The organism is Mesorhizobium sp. M0659, from assembly GCF_040320605.1.
GTDB lineage: Bacteria > Pseudomonadota > Alphaproteobacteria > Rhizobiales > Rhizobiaceae > Mesorhizobium.
Genome location: NZ_JAMYPY010000022.1, coordinates 11,954 through 28,823, shown reverse-complemented (window position 1 = coordinate 28,823; position 16,870 = coordinate 11,954). Strand labels below are relative to the sequence as shown.

The 16,870-nt window shown below is 61.5% G+C and carries 14 protein-coding genes; 6 read left to right on the top strand and 8 right to left on the bottom strand.

From position 1 onward, the window contains the following. Positions 1–78 precede the first annotated feature (78 nt). Both NKI31_RS26365 and NKI31_RS26360 read right to left on the bottom strand, forming a co-directional pair. Positions 79–1,455, bottom strand: coding sequence for an NAD(P)/FAD-dependent oxidoreductase (locus NKI31_RS26365; RefSeq protein ID WP_023682452.1), 1,377 nt, complete (start codon positions 1,453–1,455; stop codon positions 79–81). A 30-nt stretch (positions 1,456–1,485) separates the two neighbouring features. Continuing rightward, positions 1,486–2,313: a DUF2243 domain-containing protein gene (locus NKI31_RS26360; protein WP_352652929.1), complete on the bottom strand. Its 828-nt coding sequence runs from the start codon at positions 2,311–2,313 to the stop codon at positions 1,486–1,488. A 312-nt stretch (positions 2,314–2,625) separates the two neighbouring features. Here NKI31_RS26360 and ctaD point away from each other — a divergent pair, with 312 nt between their 5' ends. Next, positions 2,626–4,284 (top strand): cytochrome c oxidase subunit I, encoded by a 1,659-nt coding sequence (gene ctaD, locus NKI31_RS26355; RefSeq protein ID WP_352652927.1) that lies wholly within the window; start codon positions 2,626–2,628, stop codon positions 4,282–4,284. 104 nt (positions 4,285–4,388) lie between these two features. Here the strand turns inward: ctaD and sdhD are convergent, their stop codons facing one another. Next, on the bottom strand, positions 4,389–4,778 hold the full coding sequence (gene sdhD / locus NKI31_RS26350; RefSeq protein WP_352652926.1) for a succinate dehydrogenase, hydrophobic membrane anchor protein: 390 nt from the start codon (positions 4,776–4,778) through the stop codon (positions 4,389–4,391). A gap of 656 nt (positions 4,779–5,434) precedes the next feature. Here sdhD and cphA point away from each other — a divergent pair. Genes cphA through NKI31_RS26335 form a run of 3 tightly spaced genes read left to right on the top strand, consistent with a single transcriptional unit; the run spans position 5,435 to position 9,932 of the window. Next, positions 5,435–8,212 carry a cyanophycin synthetase gene (cphA, locus tag NKI31_RS26345; protein WP_352652924.1) on the top strand — a complete coding sequence of 926 codons (2,778 nt, stop codon included), beginning with the start codon at positions 5,435–5,437 and terminating at the stop codon, positions 8,210–8,212. After that, positions 8,212–9,111 carry an isoaspartyl peptidase/L-asparaginase family protein gene (locus NKI31_RS26340; RefSeq protein WP_352652923.1) on the top strand — a complete coding sequence of 300 codons (900 nt, stop codon included), beginning with the start codon at positions 8,212–8,214 and terminating at the stop codon, positions 9,109–9,111. Before cphA ends, NKI31_RS26340 begins: the two co-directional genes overlap by 1 nt. Then, complete coding sequence (locus NKI31_RS26335) at positions 9,108–9,932, top strand: cyanophycinase (RefSeq protein ID WP_023710470.1); 825 nt, start codon at positions 9,108–9,110, stop codon at positions 9,930–9,932. Before NKI31_RS26340 ends, NKI31_RS26335 begins: the two co-directional genes overlap by 4 nt. A 196-nt stretch (positions 9,933–10,128) precedes the next feature. Here the strand turns inward: NKI31_RS26335 and NKI31_RS26330 are convergent, their stop codons facing one another. Beyond that, on the bottom strand, positions 10,129–10,626 hold the full coding sequence (locus tag NKI31_RS26330; RefSeq protein ID WP_352652922.1) for a metallophosphoesterase: 498 nt from the start codon (positions 10,624–10,626) through the stop codon (positions 10,129–10,131). Positions 10,627–10,665: 39 nt separating this feature from the next. Beyond that, positions 10,666–10,836, bottom strand: coding sequence for a hypothetical protein (locus NKI31_RS26325; protein WP_023672674.1), 171 nt, complete (start codon positions 10,834–10,836; stop codon positions 10,666–10,668). 935 nt (positions 10,837–11,771) lie between these two features. Between NKI31_RS26325 and NKI31_RS26320 the strand changes: the two genes are divergently transcribed. Then, a complete protein-coding gene (locus tag NKI31_RS26320) occupies positions 11,772–12,596 on the top strand; it encodes an SIR2 family NAD-dependent protein deacylase (RefSeq protein WP_023696169.1) in 825 nt (274 codons plus the stop codon). A gap of 129 nt (positions 12,597–12,725) precedes the next feature. On the opposite strand, the gene NKI31_RS26315 is transcribed toward NKI31_RS26320, so the two are convergent. The 3 genes from NKI31_RS26315 to NKI31_RS26305 all read right to left on the bottom strand — a co-directional run bounded on the left by NKI31_RS26315 (position 12,726) and on the right by NKI31_RS26305 (position 14,950). Continuing rightward, complete coding sequence (locus tag NKI31_RS26315; RefSeq protein WP_023696168.1) at positions 12,726–13,793, bottom strand: M42 family metallopeptidase; 1,068 nt, start codon at positions 13,791–13,793, stop codon at positions 12,726–12,728. 47 nt (positions 13,794–13,840) lie between these two features. Continuing rightward, on the bottom strand, positions 13,841–14,269 hold the full coding sequence (locus tag NKI31_RS26310) for a GFA family protein (RefSeq protein WP_050587750.1): 429 nt from the start codon (positions 14,267–14,269) through the stop codon (positions 13,841–13,843). 69 nt (positions 14,270–14,338) lie between these two features. Then, on the bottom strand, positions 14,339–14,950 hold the full coding sequence (locus tag NKI31_RS26305; RefSeq protein WP_023672669.1) for an ATP-dependent Clp protease proteolytic subunit: 612 nt from the start codon (positions 14,948–14,950) through the stop codon (positions 14,339–14,341). A gap of 445 nt (positions 14,951–15,395) precedes the next feature. On the opposite strand from NKI31_RS26305, the gene NKI31_RS26300 reads away from it, so the two are divergent. Continuing rightward, positions 15,396–16,796, top strand: coding sequence for a Do family serine endopeptidase (locus NKI31_RS26300; RefSeq protein ID WP_023707500.1), 1,401 nt, complete (start codon positions 15,396–15,398; stop codon positions 16,794–16,796). The last annotated feature ends 74 nt before the right edge of the window (positions 16,797–16,870 follow it).

Sequence of the window (16,870 nt, the reverse complement as noted above, 5' to 3'; positions counted from 1 at the left end):
CCGTGGGACGCCGGGCCGTGGCGGAATCCAGAGCTGACCCCCGCATCGCCACTATCTCCGAACTGAGCACCCGGCAATCTAGTCAGTGCGGGCGGGCAATGCCGGGGCAGGGTCTGCCTTGGGTGGCAGCGGCTCTCTCGGGGCCGCTCCCGGCGACGATGTTGAACCCGGTTCGACTCGTTCCTCGGCGATAAGCCGGGCGCCACGCTCATAGGTCAGGTAGCGCCAGAGCCACTGGATCGAGACCTGGACGCGGTGCTGAAAACCGACGAGCAGATAAACATGGATGAGCGCCCAGGCAGACCAGGCGATCCAGCCTTTCAGTTTCAGCCTGCCCGATTCGAACACGGCAGCGTGGCGGCCGACAATGGCCGTGTTGCCTCGATTGCTGAAGGCAAAAGCCGGCAGCGTGTCGCCAGTATCTATCCGGCGTGCCAGTGCCATGCCGAGGTGCTCGCCCTGCTGCTTGGCGACCTGGGCAAGACCTGGCAATGGCTGGCCGTTCCCATCGAGGACCAGTGCGACGTCGCCAAGCGCGAAGACATCGGGATGGCCGACGACCTGCAGGTCGGATTCGACCTTCACCCGACCGCCGCGGTCGAGCCCGACACCAAGCTGGGCGACCAGCGGAGAAGCCGCCACCCCGGCGGCCCAGAGCGTCAAGGCCACCGGGATCACCTGGCCGCCGACGGTGATCTGATGCGCTTCGATCGCCTCGACCCGGTTGCCGAGCGCGACCTCGACGCCCAGGCTTTCAAGGCGCAGACGTGCATATCTGGAAAGCTCCGGGGCGAATCCGGCGAGCAGACGCTCGCCGGCTTCTACCAGTATGATCCTTGTCTTCTCGGGCCGGATGTTGCGGAAGTCGCGCGCCAGTGTGTGCCGGCTGAGTTCGGCGATCGAGCCCGCCAGTTCGACACCGGTCGGGCCGCCGCCGATAATGGCGATCGTCATCAGCCGGGATTGCTCGACTGGATCGGTGGTCCGTTCCGCGTGCTCGAACGATAGCAGCAGCCGTGACCGGATCGTGCGCGCGTCCTCGATGGTCTTCAAACCGGGACAAACCCGAGCCCAGCTCTCCTGGCCGAAATAGAATGGCTGCGAACCGGTGGCCAAGACCAGGATGTCGTAGGGGACCGTGGTCCCATCGGCCAGCACCAGTATCCTGGCCTCGGTGCCGATCTCGGTGACATCGCCGAAGAGGACCTGAACCGAGGGATAGCGGCCCAGGATCTTGCGGATGGGCTCGGCGATATCAGGCGCCGACAAGGCGGCGGTTGCAACCTGATAGAGCAAGGGCTGGAACAGGTGGTGATTGTGGCGGTCGATGATCGTCACCCCGATTTCCGCCTTGCCAAGCGCCTTGGCAACCTCCAGACCGGCAAAGCCTCCGCCGACCACGACGATGCGCGGTGTCAGGCTCCGGCCGTGGCTGCTCTCGGTGGCGAACTGCATGCTTGATACTCCCCTATTCCTGTCCGGAAGTCATAGCCTGGCAGGAGTGCCTCGCTGCTGGCTGGAGCTACTGCTCACTCCGGCGGCATCGGTCCAGGCAAGGCATCCGGCAATGACAGGCGTCGTGCTGACCACAAGGGCGCCGCGCGCGTGAAGGGATACCAACCCGCGCCATGAGACGCGGTCGACCGCCCAGATGGTGCCGCTGGCGTCGACCCATTTGAGATGGGCGTCGGCGACTTCAACGGCCCGCATCATCGCCGCCGGTTCCATCCCGGCCCGAAAGACGATGATGGAATTGGCGGCACCGTTGAAGAACGGGCCGGCGCCGGCTGCCAATCCCGCGAGCAGGACGATGCTGGTCAGCGCTGCCGAAGCACCGCGTGCCGGTCCGCCGCGGTTGGGCAGCACCAGCACCAACACAAGCGGCACGATGCCGAAGATGACCAGCCACGCGATATCCCAGGCGAGCGGCAAGTCGCTATTCATCTTGATCCGGTGCAGACCCAGCAGCCAGTGAAACACGACAGCATCGACGACATGCCAGACGCCGAACCCTGCGAAGGCGAGCCGCAGGATCTCCGTGGTGGTCCCGGGCCGCGCGCCGGCCGCCCTCGCGGCCACCAGCAGCACCGTGCCGGCGACGGCGAGCACATACATGAAAAGATGGAAGAGGCCGTCGGCCATGATCTGGAAGCGCAGGTCGGAACCCGCCGGATCGGCGACGCCCGAGAGAAGATGATGCCATTGCAGGATCTGATGCAGGACGATGCCGTCGAAGAAACCGCCGAGCGCGAAGCCGAGCAGCAGCCAGCCGGCTCGCGTCCTCGGGTCGAGTGTTGCGGTGATCGCGTCCATGTCAGGACCACCGGCTCCAGGCCGGGGCGTTCAGTTGCCTGGGCACCGACATGTCCGGCGGCGTGGGGTCATGGAGACCATGACGCGCCTCGAGCCAGAAGGCGGATATCAGCCCACCAACCACCGTCGTCAGAACCAGGGTCGCAGCAATTATCGCCAGCATGGACGTCGATCCTCAGCCGCGCAGGGTCGGCCGCGCGGAACCTAACAGCGGCTTCCGTGGAATGTTCCTGGCTGTCGGTTCGGTGGAGGGAACAATCAAGTTCCAGCACGGTTCGATGCTGGCGACGGACGGCTCAAGCGGAGAAGGTCATGAACGAATATACGGCGGCAGATCCGGACGGTCTCGACAGCCACCAGCCGACCGGCATCACCCGATGGCTGTTTTCGACCAACCACAAGGACATCGGCACACTCTATCTGGTCTTCGCTTTCATCGCGGGGGTGATCGGCATGCTCTTGTCGGTGAGCATGCGAATCGAGCTGCAGCAACCCGGGATCCAGTTTTTCCCCGGACTGGCGTCGATGATCTACGGTTACCAGGGCGACGCGGCGATCGACGCCGGCAAGCAGCTTTACAACGTCTTCACCACGGCCCACGCGCTGATCATGATCTTCTACACTGTGATGCCCGCCCTGATCGGCGGCTTCGCCAACTGGATGGTTCCGATCATGATCGGCGCCCCCGACATGGCCTTCCCGCGCATGAACAACATCTCGTTCTGGCTGCTGCCGCCGGCATTGATGTTGCTTTTGTTGTCGATCTTCATGCCCAGCGTCCCCGGCGGCTATGGCCCTGGGACCGGCTGGTTCCTGTACCCGCCCCTGTCGACCTCCGGCCACCCCGGTCTTGCCGTGGATCTGGTCATCCTGTCTCTGCACATCGCGGGCGCCTCCTCGATCCTGGGTGCCATCAATTTCATTACCACCATCTTCAACATGCGCGCGCCGGGGATGACCCTGCACAAGATGCCCCTGTTTGTGTGGTCGATCCTCATCACCGCCTTCCTGCTGCTGCTGGCTCTGCCGGTGCTGGCCGGCGCCATCACCATGCTCCTGACCGATCGCAATTTCGGAACCACGTTCTTCGCGCCGGACGGCGGAGGCGACCCGCTGCTGTACCAGCATCTCTTCTGGTTCTTCGGCCACCCGGAAGTCTACATCATGATCCTGCCGGCGTTCGGCATCGTCAGCCAGGTGATCTCGACCTTCTCGCGAAAGCCGATCTTCGGGTATCTCGGGATGGTCTACGCAATCGTGGCGATCGGGGTGATCGGCTTCGTCGTCTGGGCCCACCATATGTACACCAGCGGGATAGGCCTCGACACGCAGCGCTACTTCACCTTCGCCACGATGGTGATCGCAGTGCCGACCGGGATAAAAGTGTTCTCCTGGATTGCAACCATGTGGGGCGGTTCGGTCAGCCTGCGGACGCCGATGCTCTGGGCCCTCGGCTTCATATTCCTGTTCACCGTAGGCGGGGTGACGGGCGTTCAACTCGCAAATGCCGGCCTCGACCGTGAACTGCACGACACATACTTCGTCGTCGCGCATTTCCACTACATACTTTCACTGGGAGCGATCTTCGGCATCTTCGCGGGCTGGTATTACTGGTTTCCGAAAATGACGGGATATCTCTACAATCCGCTTCTGGCTGGGATCCATTTCTGGACGACCTTCGTCGGCGTGAACCTCGTCTTCTTCCCCCATCACTTCCTTGGATTGGCTGGCATGCCGCGTCGCTATGTCGACTATCCCGACGCATTCGCCGGCTGGAACATGGTGTCCTCGTATGGATCGTACCTGTCGGCCGCCAGTGTCGTGATTTTCCTCTTCGGCATCTTGGAAGCTTTCTACCGGCAAAGAGCCGCCGGCATGAACCCATGGGGGCCAGGAGCTACCACATTGGAGTGGGAGCTGACCTCTCCACCCCCTTTCCATCAATGGGACAGGCTGCCGCAAATCAGATGAGGCCGGGTTGTCGAACTCCGTTGCGCAAGCCAGCCTGGTTCGCCGCTGAGGCGAACTTCAGCCTGCCGGTGGCAGACGTTGGCTGCAACTGAGAACCGGATCGCTTATCTGAAGCTGATTAACAGCACAGCGAACAAGCTTGCGAGCGCGACTGCCCAGCAGAATAACCAATTGGCGATCAGAAGAAGCGATTTGAGCACGGTGGCATGGCAGTAATCTTCGATGATCGATTGCATTCCAAGCCGCATGTGAACGCAGCTTACGAGAATGAAGCCAATAAGGGCTGGCGCGACATAGATCGATCCTACGACGCTGAGGACGGCGTCTCGAGGCTCACCGACCAGCATTATAATGACCGCGACGATGTAAATGACAAGGATCAACAGGGCAGCAGATGTCAGCCGCTCCAGCATGAACGTTTCGGTTCCGTGTTTCGCCGATCCAAGGCCCCGCACTCGAGCTAGCGGAGTTCTGATTGAGGGTCTGTCAGCCATGGCGTTTCCCCAAAATTACTTGGTTGCCTTGCGCGCAACTCAAGCTGTTGCTGTTTCGATGCCCGGGCCGTCGGTGCCGACGGATAGTGGGCAAGCACGGTCTCCAGTCGAGCAAGGCGGGCTTTGTGGGCGTTCAGTTCGTATCCTGAACGCCATCCAATTTGCCTGGGTCTGCCATCTCTGCATAACTCGCTTTCAAGCAGCGAGATACGAAGGCGGACCGCGTCGATCTCCTTGACAAGCGCGGCCTTCACCGATTTTCGACTCTGCATGGCTGTAGTTCCGGTGCAAGGATGGTTCCAAACCTGACGCGTCTGGAAATGTTCCCGGGTGCCGAAGGCGTGCTGAAGATTAATGCCTCAGTGCTGCACCCGCACAATGGGTCGCCATGAGCAAAGCCGGGCACTAGCTCAACAGCCGCGGTGTGCCCGGCGAATGCTTGTGAAGAGGAGCGAATGCCTGGCCCGCCTCGTCCCGAGAGATAAGTAGCCCTCAGAACAGCGACCGCACGTGGCCGAGATGACCAGAGGGTGTTCTTGCGCCAACATATGTTAACGGCCACTTTTGTTTCTCTCTCCTGCAAAAATATTTGGGCTGAAAGGCCGGGAACTAACCGATCCTCCGGATGTTGCGGAGTTAGTCAGGAGAAACGGACTATGTCGGACAAAGAAATTCATCGGGGCGCCTCGCGTTTTCGCCCAATCCGCGTCGTGGACGCCCGCGTGTTTCGCGGGCCGCACCTCTATAGTATGACGCCAATGGTCCAGATTCGGATCGACCTCGGAGCCCTTGAGGCGTTCCCGACAGACAAACTGCCCGGGTTTTCCGAACAAATCGTCCGACTGTTGCCCGGCCTTGCGGGCCATGGCTGCAGCTATGGCGCCGCCGGCGGCTTCGTCCGCCGCATGCAGGAAGGAACCTGGCTCGGCCACGTCGTCGAGCATGTCGCCCTGGAACTGCAGAGCATGCTTGGTCACCGGGTGACACGAGGAAAGACACGGTCGGTCAAAGGCAGTCCGGGCACTTATAACGTCATGTTCGCCTACAAGGACGAGCTTGTCGGGCTGCTCGCCGGGCGCGTCGCGCTCGAACTGGTGGACAGCCTGCTGCCGGCCAATCTGCATGGTGTCGAGGGGCTCGGCGACATTGCGGAAACGCAGGGGCCATTCGAGTTCGCAGCCAGGCTGCAGCAGCTCAAGCTTCTGGCCGCCGAGCGTGCCTTGGGGCCTACGACTGCTTCCTTGGTGCGCGAGGCCGATAGGCGAGGCATTCCGGCGGCGCGGATCGACGACAGCAGCCTCGTGCTGTTTGGTCACGGAAAGCATCAGAAGCGCATCCGCGCCAGTTGCAGTGACCTCACTTCCGAGATTGCGACCGAGATCGCCTCGGATAAGGACCTGACCAAATTCCTGCTGCAACAGGCCGGCCTGCCGGTGCCACGCGGGGAACTGGTGCGATCGGCGCAGGACGCGGTCGCGGCAGCCGCACGGCTGGGCTACCCCGTGGTCACCAAACCACTCGATGGCAATCATGGAAGCGGCGTCAACATCGGTCTGGCAACAGAAGACGACGTCCGCTGGGGTTTCGAACAGGCGCGAGAACACAGCCGCAGCGTTATCGTCGAGCAGCATTTCGTCGGCTCGGATCACAGGATCCTGGTAATCGGCGGAAAGGTGGTGGCGCTTGCCGAGAGGGTTCCGGCCCATGTGGTCGGCGATGGCCGGAGTTCTGTCGCCGAGCTCGTCGAGGAGACGAACCGCGACCCACGAAGGGGAGAGGGCCATTCCTCGGTATTGACCCGCATCGAGATCGACGAATGTGTCGAGCATTTCCTGTCAAAATCGCAGCTCACCCTGGCGAGCGTTCCAGCGCCGGGTCAAATGGTGCTCTTGCGGCCCACCGCCAATCTCTCCACCGGTGGGACCGCGATCGACCGAACGGAAGAAATCCATCCCGAAAACGCGCTGATCGCCAGGCGGGCGGCACAGATCGTCGGTCTCGACATTGCCGGGATCGACTTCGTCTGTCCCGACATCTCACGGCCGGTCAGCGAAACCGGCGGCGGCATCATAGAGGTGAATGCCGGTCCCGGCTTTCGCATGCATCTCGAACCCTCGTCGGGGCGCGCCCGCAACGTCGCACGGCCCGTGCTCGATCTTCTCTTCAAAGGCGGCAAGGACGGCCGGATTCCGATCTTCGCGATCACCGGGACCAACGGCAAGTCGACCACTGCCAGAATGCTGGCGCACATCCTGCAGGCGAATGGCGCAACCGTCGGGCTCACCTCGACCACCGGCGTGTACCTGAACGGCGAACGAATCATCACAGGCGATTGCTCAGGCCCGCAGAGCGCCAGGATCGTGCTGCGCGAGCCGGGTGTCGATGTCGCGGTGCTGGAATGTGCACGCGGCGGCATCCTGCGCGAAGGGCTTGCCTTCGATGCATGCGATGTTGGCGCGGTGCTGAACGTCCACGGCGATCATCTCGGGCTGAGGGGCATCGACACGATCGAGGACCTGGCGGAGGTGAAATCTGTCGTGGTCGAGTCCGTCCGCCGCGGCGGATGGAGCATTCTTAATGCCGACGACGTCCACACGTCCGCAATGTCGCGAGATGCCGGCGGCAGGATCTGCTACTTCTCGCTGGCGAGCAGGAGCGAGTGGCCCGATTTCTTGCGCAGCCACCTGGCGGAAGGCGGCCGCGCCGTGATGCGGGAGCCCAGCAGCGACGGATGGGACATTTTCATCCACGAGGATGGGGAATCGATGTTCTTGATGAGCGTCGACGAAATTCCCGCGACCTTCGAGGGTTCGGCCGAATTCAACGTTGCCAACAGCCTGGCAGCCGTCGCCATGGCGCATTGCCACGACGTTCCGGCGGCAACGATCCGGGCGGCGCTGGCCGAGTTTGGCACCTCGTTCGAGCAATCTCCCGGTCGCCTCAACGTCTTCGACGGGCATGGTTTCCGCACGATCGTCGACTATGCGCACAATCCGGAAGGGCTGAAGGCGCTCGGAAAGCTCGTTTCCCACATGAGGCGCGGCTATCAGCGCACGATCGGCCTGGTCGCCATACCGGGCGACCGCCGCGATTGCGACATCCGCGAGATGGGCGCGATCGCTTCGCGGATATTCGACGTCATCGTCTTCAAGGAGGATGAGCAGGAGCTGCGCGGCCGAGCCCCCGGAGCGATCGCCGGCTTGCTGCGGGAAGGTGCCTTGAACGCCGGCTGCGCCCCAGGCCGCATACACGCCGTCTGTCCCGAGAAGGAGGCCGTCGACGTGTGTCTCCGGCTTGCTCGGGAGAACGACCTTGTCGTGCTCACCGTCGACGACGTTGAAGCCGTGTGGCGGCAGGTAACCGGCTTCGGAGGCGCGACGCCTTCGAGGGGAGGGCCCGATCAGACCCATATTCGCCATCTGAGGGCTGGCTGATGTGGTCGCTGATCCTGCACGGCGGCGCCAAGGAGATCGATCCGCAAGAGGAGGAGGCGCATCGCAACGGATGCATCGAGGCGCTCGAGGCAGGTCGGGCCATCCTGGCCGGCGGCGGAACGGCGGTCGATGCCGTGGAAGCTGCCGGTCGCGTCCTCGAGGCGGACCCGACGTTCAATGCGGGATATGGAAGTGCCCTCAATTCGGACGGCGAGGTCGAGATGTGCGCTGGCCTGATGGAGGGCAGGGACTTCAATGTAGGTGCCGTCGCAGTGATCAAGGGCGTGCGCCATCCAATCAGTGTCGCGAAGGCCATGCTGCATGAGGAGCCGATCCTGCTGGCGTCGGAGGGGGCCCGGCGTTTCGCCGCCGACAAGCAGCTGGAGCTTTGCGATCCGGCGGATTTGATCACGCCGCAGCAGCGCGACGCCTCCAGCAAGTCTGAGGCGAAGGATACGATCGGTGTGGTTGCCCTGGATCAATACGGGGACATCGCCGTGGGCACTTCGACCGGCGGACTGGACGGCAGTGCTCCGGGTCGTGTGGGGGATTCTCCGCAACCCGGTTGCGGCTACTATGCCGACAACCAATTGGGAGCCGTCGCCTTCTCGGGAGACGGTGAGCATATTGCGCGAAAGGCTCTCGCGGCCCGAGTCATGCAGGCACTCTCGGCGCGGCAGGCATTGTCCTCGGGGCAGGCTGAAGGCGGCCTGGAGCAGGTGCTGAATCCCGCGCTCAAGGAAGTCGAGGCGATCGGCGGCGAAGCCGGAGCCATCGTGCTTACCGCGACCGGCGTGTCTGGATGGGCGCATAACAGCAGGGAGTTCGCAGTCGCATTCATGACCAGCGAGGACAACCACCCACACGTTTTCCTGCGCAAGAAAGACGTGGACAAATGACCGACAAGAAGAAAAAACGATCCTCGAACGGTAAAGCCGGAACGCTCGTCATCATCGGCGGCCACGAGGACCATGATGGCGATCGTGTCATCTTGAAGGAGGTAGCGAGCCTGGTTCCGAATGGCCGCCTGGTGCTTGCCACCATCGCGTCTCATGAGCCGGATGGCTATCTCGAGAAGTATCAGAGGTCCTTCGGTGAGCTGGGCATCAAGGATGTCATCGAGCTCTACGTCAACGACCGCCTCGAGGCAGCTCATGAAAAGAAAATAAGTGCGCTCGCAGACGTGAGTGCGGTGTTCTTCTCCGGCGGCGACCAGCTCCGGATCACCAGCCAGATCGGCGACACGCCCATCGACGAGCGGGTGCACGAAATCTATGAAGCCGGAGGCGTCATTGCCGGCACCTCCGCGGGCGCGTCGGTCATGAGCGACACGATGATGGTGAAGGGGCCGAACGCAGCGTCCTTTCGGATCGGCCACATTCGGATGGCGCCGGGACTGGGCCTGCTGCCGAATGTCATCATCGACCAGCACTTTGCGGAACGGGGCCGCATTGGGCGGCTCATCGGGGCGGTGTCGCAGAACCCGCGCGTCCTCGGCATCGGCATCGATGAAGACACGGCGATCGTGGTGAAGGGCGAGATGTTCAAGGTCATCGGCAGCGGCGCTGTCTATCTGGTCGATGCAGCCGGCGTGACCCATTCCAACATCGCGGAAGGTGAGCCTGATGCCGCCCTTTCGATTCATGATCTGAGGGTTCACGTGCTGAGCTCAGGCGATGCGTTCGATCTCGCGCTGCGACGGCCGGTGGGGCTTCCGTAAGACTTCGCCACACTCAAGCTGATGGTGTGGCGCGGTCCGCGTACCGCGAAAACCGCATATATGAAGCAGTTCTCCTATTTGAAGTCGCCCAACCAGGATTGTCGCGTTGTGGCAGGCCCGGCAGGATTACAGACGGCCTCTCGTCGGCTCGAATCCCGCAAAGCTGAGACCTTCGCTCGCCCGGCGTTCTGCCGGGCTAACCCCGCCGGCGACTGGCCTGAATGGCAGCAAAGGTTACCGGACGAAACCCCCAGGCGTCGACGCCGACATCATGCTGGCGCGTCATCGGCTTCAGACGACCGTGCGAATGACCGTGCAGGTTTACCGATCTCTTGCCGATCTGGTTCCAGGTGCGAAAAGGATAGTGACACAGAACCAGCAAGCGGCCCTCGACAAGAAGCTCCATGTAGTGGTGCACGCTCGCCCAGGCCGGGTCGCCAATGGTGGCGGCGGTGTCATTGTTGCCAATAATCAGGTGCTTGGACCCGTTAAGAGACGACAGCAGTGAAGAGACGGTCTCGGCTGGACCCTTGGCGAAATCGCCGAGGTGCCAGACCTCGTCGTTCGGGCCAACCGTTTCGTTCCAAAACGCAACCAGCGCCTGGTCATGCTCGACCAACGAGGCGAAGGGACGCCGGTCGAGGCGCAGAATGCGCGGATCGTTGAAATGCGTATCGGAAGTGAAGAAGATCATGCGCCGCGGCCGGCTGCGATGCGCGATTGGCGGTCGCCTCTAACTGCCGGAGCGCTCTTCGGCTTCATCATCGATCCCGATCGGGGCTTCCCTGAGCATCTTGAGTGCCTCTTCCTTCGTAAGGCCGCACTTGCGCGCGAAGTAGAGCGCCTCGATCGCCTTTTCGCGATCCGCCGTGGATTTTGCGTGCTGTTTGGGCTTTTTGCCCATCGTTCTCTGCCACCTTCCGAGGCCACCAAACCATCACAGTGCCGCGTTGTTCCCGTGCATGGGCTGACCTGCCGGACTGCGCGAATGCCGATGTCGCCGACACCGCGCGAGCCCCAGACAGCGCGTATATCAGCCGGCTCGCGACAACGGCGGAGCGACTCCAACCCCGACAGCGTGAATTCAAACGAAAGCCCGCGCCGTGGGAGGGGCCGGCGCGGGCGATCGGGCTACCGATCTTGCAGCGCGGGGGTCGACCGCTGCATGGCTCGAACTGTGCAAGCGAGCATTTGTTCCGGGCCGCATGCAAAGCATCGGCGTTTCATTGCAATTCTGGGGGACACAACCAGCATTTCGCTTCAGTCCGCCGCCGATGTAGGAGGATGAATACCGCCTTGCGCTAATTCGTCCGCCCTGGACACGAAACCAACCGCGCATTGAGCGCGTAGCTTCGGCGATTTAAAAACACCTGCACTGGAATATTTCCGGGCGCATGGAACATCTCCGGCCGCTGATGTTTAGGCCGGAATGACGATGATCTCTGTTCTTACAATGATTTACTCTCTCGCCATCTTTATCGGCGCGAAGCGGCGCAACCTCTTGGTGAATGCGAAACTCGATAGAGTTTTGCGCAATATGGCTGGCGCAGAACTGAATCAACGTGGCCAGTAAACCGCAACACCGCCGGTTCCAGTTCACAGCCAGTGTCCTCGCGGCCGCTACCTCGGTTCGGGTGGCAAGCGGCTCGGCAGGACTGCAAGGGCCGCCCCCTCTGGGCTGGCTGGTGCACGGTCGATCCGATTTAGTCGATGACGGCGGGGCACGATGCTCCCGCAGTGCGCCGTGCTGGCTCGAATTGCGGGACCAAGTCCAAGATTCGCGCACGGGGCACGCACCTTTAGGTCCGGCCCACGCGAGTGGCTTCGGAGGACCTATCCATGAACGATGATGATCCTATAGATTCGCTCGCCAATGCAATTCGTCATCGCAGCGCAATTTTGTTTGTGGGGGCGGGGGTATCGATCAGCGTCGGACTTCCGTCTTGGGAGAAACTCATCGAGCGAATGGCAAAGGAGCTCGGCGTCGACGATGAATTTTCCACGCGACGCGATCGTTTTCAGACCTTGGCCGAATACTATCGGATCAAGCATGGCAGTATCGGACCACTTCGCAGTTGGATGGACAGAAACTGGTCTGTCGCCAAGGAACGGATCGAGAAATCGGAATTGCACCGACTCATCGTGACGCTCGATTTTCCCGTCATCTATACGACGAACTATGACCGGAACCTGGAACTCGCTTTTGAAATCCACGGTCGAGAGTACGTGAAAGTGGCCAACGCACGGCACGTTGCGCAGGCCCGTCGAGGCGTAACGCACATCGTGAAATTTCACGGCGACTTTGACGAGGACTCTTCCCTTGTCCTCACCGAAACCGACTATCTTGACCGCCTGTCCTTCAATTCTCCCCTTGATGTCCGCTTTCGCTCCGATGCTCTCGGCAGCACGATCCTGTTCATTGGCTATAGCCTCTCCGATCCAAACATCCGGCTTCTGTTGCACCGGCTTTGGCAGACCTGGCACCGGTCTGGATATGAGAAAGATCGTCCCCCTTCGTTCATCTTCATGCCCAGCCGCAACCCTGTGGAGGAGGCCGTGCTTGGGCGCTGGGGTATTTCGGTGCTCGTTGGCGCAGGTGATGATCCTGAAGCCGGTCTGACGGACTTCCTCAGGCGTTTGGTGGAAGCGGTGGGGGTGACCTGAGGCGCGCTCCCCAGTGGACTGCAGTTGGGTTTTCTCAGGTGCGCGGTGACCGACGCACCAGGCGGTGGCCGACAGGCACCAGATCAGCGACTGTTGGAGCTAGGACTTCCACAATCAATCCCGCCGCGATCATCTTGGCGTGAAGTCGATCTCCGGCGTCAATTGCCGGCAATATGCACAAACAAGGTCAATCGTCGTTTGCACATCATCCAGGCAAACAACTTCGGACGGGGTATGCATGTAACGCAAAGGCACGGAGAGCACTCCACTTGCCACGCCGCCTCGGTTCTGCTGCATGACACGCGCGTCGGTAGGGCTTGAGCTGCCCACCGCCTGAAGCTGATAAGGTAGGCCCTCTTTCTCGGCCACCGACTTCAGCAGATTGAACACCACCGGGTTGGTGTTCGCGCCTTGAGTGATTGCCGGCCCTTTCCCAAGGTCCAGTTTGCCCTGATCCTCGGCGCGAGCGCGCGGATAGTCCATCGCCACGCCCATATCGATTGCGAGGCCGGTTCGAGGTGCGATGTTGAACGCTGAGGTCATCGCGCCTCGGGACCCAATTTCCTCTTGAACCGTACCCAGGATATAGAGGCCCACGCCGGGGTGAACGCCTCCCTCCTCGGAGAGGCAGCGCAGGACCTCGGCGCCGATGAGGAGGCCAACCTTGTTGTCGAACGCTCGTCCGACAGCAAGGTTGGCCTGTAGCGCCGCAAACTCGCCGTGGATAGTGACCGCGCTGCCGACCTCTACGACCTTCAACGCTTCCTCTCGCGAACTCGCGCCGATATCGATCCACAGTTCCATCAGCGAGGGAGTCTGAGACGTGTCAGAGGCTTTGAAGGTCTGGATTGCTTTGCGACCCACGACGCCCAGGATCGGCTCCTTGCCGTGCACCCAGACACGCTGGCCGATTTCAGTGGCAACGTCCGTTCCACCTATGGTGCTGAAGAAAAGAAAGCCGTCATCGTCGATGTAATGGACGATGAAGCCGACCTCATCCATGTGCCCGGCATACATGAAGCGCATAGACGCCTCAGGATTGATGATCGCTGTGACATTGCCCATGACGTCCGTCGTCAACCTGTGGGCATACGGACGAACATACTCGCGGAAAAGCTCCGCTACGGGTTGCTCAAACCCGCTCGGCGACGGGGTCGCCACAATTTCCTTCAAGAACTTGAGTGATTCATCGCGCATCAAGCTGACTTTCACGGTTCACGGGGTGGAGGGCCATTCGAGCATGGTCATACTCGTCGGGCTTCGCGCCAATTTTGGCCTTCTTCGGTGCGATCGCCCGCGAATTGGTCAGCCCAAGGCAGGTTGTGGAGCCAGGCTTCGCGCCGGGGGGTCCAAAGCTCGTATGTCGGGAGAAGGTCGTTTGGCGCATCATCGAGAGTGCCGGTCATGATCTCGGCTTCGTCGTCGCGGAGATTCACCACGCGCGACCCGCATGCCGGACAAAAACCTCTGCCGTTGAACGCTGCAAGCTCGCCCTTGCACTGGTAAGCCGACCGCGGCCACACGGCAAAGGCACTGTAGGTGCTGCCGCTGGTTCGCTTGCAATCCTGGCAATGACACAAGCCAACGCGCAACGGCGCGCCGGTAACAACATACCTCACAGACCCGCAAAGACAGCCGCCGGTCCGCTCTATCTTGTCAACCTCGTCGTTCATGGTCGCCGCCGACATGAGTGAGGGGAAACGTGTTGGACTCCGCTCTGCCGTTTGCATCGAGGCATCAAGTTAATGGGCAATGTCTTCAACAAGGCCTAGCTCCAAAGCTCTTGCTGCCATCAGGTAGCAGCTGTTCAGGGCATGGTCGCGCAGCTCTTCCAGCGATGTTCGAGAACCTTGGACGAGATCGGCGAACCCTTCATTCTCGAGTCGCTCTGCCGTTTCCAACAGCGCAAGTTGTTCGCGAACGATCTGAAGACAGCTTCGAATTGGTCCATTCAGAACCAAGTCTTTCTCAAGCCTTCTTTCATGAATCAGCAGGACTGCTTGCGGGCAAAGGAACCTGCAGGCTTTCGGGAAAGCGGCAAGGACCGTTACCCCGGCAGAGTAAACCGTATTCTTGCCAATGATGTAGCCGTTGCGGCCTGAGTGTTTCAGAAAAAGTTTGAACTCTAGAGCTAGACGTCGCGCGCCGTCGGCGTCGCCTCCGGGCGTGTCGATTTCAACGTAGAGATCGTCTTCGCCGGAACGCACGGCTTTCAAATCGTCCAAGGCTTTGGTGACGACAGTGTCATCAATCAAGCCGTGTATACGCAAGTTTGGATCGAACAAAAGCCGGTGAAGGTCTGGAGCGGGCGGCGGGGAGACGGTGTGTTCGGCTGACTGGGGCAACAGGTCCATATAGGCATCCTCATTATGGGGGTCGAACTTAGTTGGTACCTTTTTGTTCCCTTGAGGGAGTTCGAGCGGTGGTGATCACAGCCGCGTCTCTCGGCGGCTGTGGAGCTCCCTCTTTCATTGCAGATCCTTTTCGCACCAGGCCCGGTAGAGGCACCTCAGCCGCTAGGTTGGCTCCATGGGCATTTCGGGCATTTGCCGGAGCTGACGCAGTCGCTTTGCTGATTTCTGCCACGTCCGGGACCAGTCCTGTGGACGGTTGAACTCAACGGCCTCAATGGTTCCCGGCTGCTGCCTCCCGGACCCCTGCGGTCGGGCTATTTTTCCTGGCCGTGCCATTTTTCCGGGGGGCTGAAACAAACAGCTTTGTTGGCAGTTCTAGCGTCCGGAGCACCGGCTCCGCGCGGCGCGGCCGAGCGGCCGGGGCTGTCCGGCAGGAGGTCCAGCAATGTCTCACGATATGCAAAGACGATTTGCAACGCGCTTGATCGCGGTTGCGCTGATGCTCTCGGCCAGTGGCGTGGCGCCTGTCCTGGCCCAGGATACCCCGACCGACTTCACAGCGATCATCCAGCAGAAATTGCCGGCCGTGGTCGCGATCACGACCCGGGAGGTTGTCCAGGACCAGACGACGGCGGGCGACTTTACAAGTCCGTTCGACGGCCAGGGCCTCGGACCCGTTCAGCCGCAGGTGAGGGAGGCGCTTGGCTCCGGATTTGTGATCAGTGCCGACGGCTACATCGTCACCAACAACCATGTCGTTGCCGATGCGACAGAGATCCATGTCGTATTTTCCGACAAGGAAACGGCGCCGGCGCAATTGGTCGGCCGTGACCCCGCCACCGATATAGCGGTGCTGAAGGTCGACCCGCGGCCCAACATGACCACGACCAAATGGGGTGACTCGGATGCAATGCAGCCGGGCGCATGGACAATCGCGATCGGCAGTCCCTTCGGGCTCGGAGGGACTGTCACTGTCGGCGTTCTTTCGGCCCGCTCGCGAGACATTCAAGCCGGGCCGTATGACGATTTTCTCCAGACGGACGCGTCGATCAATCGAGGCAACTCGGGCGGTCCGCTGTTCAACGCACGTGGCGAGGTGATCGGCGTCAACACCGCCATCGTCTCGCCGTCCGGCGGCAGCATCGGGATCGGGTTTGCGGTGCCATCGCGCACCGCCCAAAGCATCGCCGACCAGTTGATCAGAACCGGCCGGATCGAGCGTGGCTTCATCGGGGTCCGCCTGCAGGACATCACGCCGTCGCTGGCTGAGGCCCTCGGGATGAAAGATGACAAGGGCGCGCTGGTTGCTTCGGTCGAGCCCGGCAGCCCGGCGGAGAAAGCCGGCTTGAAGCCGGGTGACGTGATCACCCGGTTCAACGGCAAGGGCATTGAGGGTGTCCATGACCTCACGCTTGCGACGGCTAGCCAGAAGCCTGGCAGCAAGGCCACTCTGACACGGAGTAACGGCGGAAAGGACCAGGAGATCGCGCTTGTCATCGGTGAGCGCAAGGATGCGGAGGTGAAGACCGGCGCTGTTCCCGACAAGAAGTCGGCGGCCGAAGGCCTCGGCCTATCCCTCAGCCCGATTCCGGATCAGGCGCGTCAGCAGCTAGGCATCAAATCAGGAACAACCGGCGTCTTCGTCGTGGAAGTGGTTCCCGATGGCCTTGCCGCCCGGAGCGGATTGCAGCCCGGCGATGTCATCATATCGGCCAACAATCGCCGCGTGACGGAGCCTTCGGATATCGTCGAGGAGTGGGCGAACTCTCGCCGGCAGAGCAAGCCCATCCTGTTTCGGCTGGAAAGGCAGGGGCAGTCCGTGTTCGTGGCGGTCGCCGGGAAATGACCGTCTCCAGGACGGCCATGTGACTGCACCAGGATCCGCTTGCGGATCCTGCTCCAAGGGTGTCGGACCCCAGG

Bases quoted from the DNA above. Each gene is read 5' to 3' on its own strand.
- NKI31_RS26365 (WP_023682452.1), bottom strand. From the start codon at position 1,455: ATGCAGTTCGCCACCGAGAGCAGCCACGGCCGGAGCCTGACACCGCGC.
- NKI31_RS26360 (WP_352652929.1), bottom strand. From the start codon at position 2,313: ATGGACGCGATCACCGCAACACTCGACCCGAGGACGCGAGCCGGCTGG.
- ctaD (WP_352652927.1), top strand. From the start codon at position 2,626: ATGAACGAATATACGGCGGCAGATCCGGACGGTCTCGACAGCCACCAG.
- sdhD (WP_352652926.1), bottom strand. From the start codon at position 4,778: ATGGCTGACAGACCCTCAATCAGAACTCCGCTAGCTCGAGTGCGGGGC.
- cphA (WP_352652924.1), top strand. From the start codon at position 5,435: ATGTCGGACAAAGAAATTCATCGGGGCGCCTCGCGTTTTCGCCCAATC.
- NKI31_RS26340 (WP_352652923.1), top strand. From the start codon at position 8,212: ATGTGGTCGCTGATCCTGCACGGCGGCGCCAAGGAGATCGATCCGCAA.
- NKI31_RS26335 (WP_023710470.1), top strand. From the start codon at position 9,108: ATGACCGACAAGAAGAAAAAACGATCCTCGAACGGTAAAGCCGGAACG.
- NKI31_RS26330 (WP_352652922.1), bottom strand. From the start codon at position 10,626: ATGATCTTCTTCACTTCCGATACGCATTTCAACGATCCGCGCATTCTG.
- NKI31_RS26325 (WP_023672674.1), bottom strand. From the start codon at position 10,836: ATGGGCAAAAAGCCCAAACAGCACGCAAAATCCACGGCGGATCGCGAA.
- NKI31_RS26320 (WP_023696169.1), top strand. From the start codon at position 11,772: ATGAACGATGATGATCCTATAGATTCGCTCGCCAATGCAATTCGTCAT.
- NKI31_RS26315 (WP_023696168.1), bottom strand. From the start codon at position 13,793: ATGCGCGATGAATCACTCAAGTTCTTGAAGGAAATTGTGGCGACCCCG.
- NKI31_RS26310 (WP_050587750.1), bottom strand. From the start codon at position 14,269: ATGAACGACGAGGTTGACAAGATAGAGCGGACCGGCGGCTGTCTTTGC.
- NKI31_RS26305 (WP_023672669.1), bottom strand. From the start codon at position 14,950: ATGGACCTGTTGCCCCAGTCAGCCGAACACACCGTCTCCCCGCCGCCC.
- NKI31_RS26300 (WP_023707500.1), top strand. From the start codon at position 15,396: ATGTCTCACGATATGCAAAGACGATTTGCAACGCGCTTGATCGCGGTT.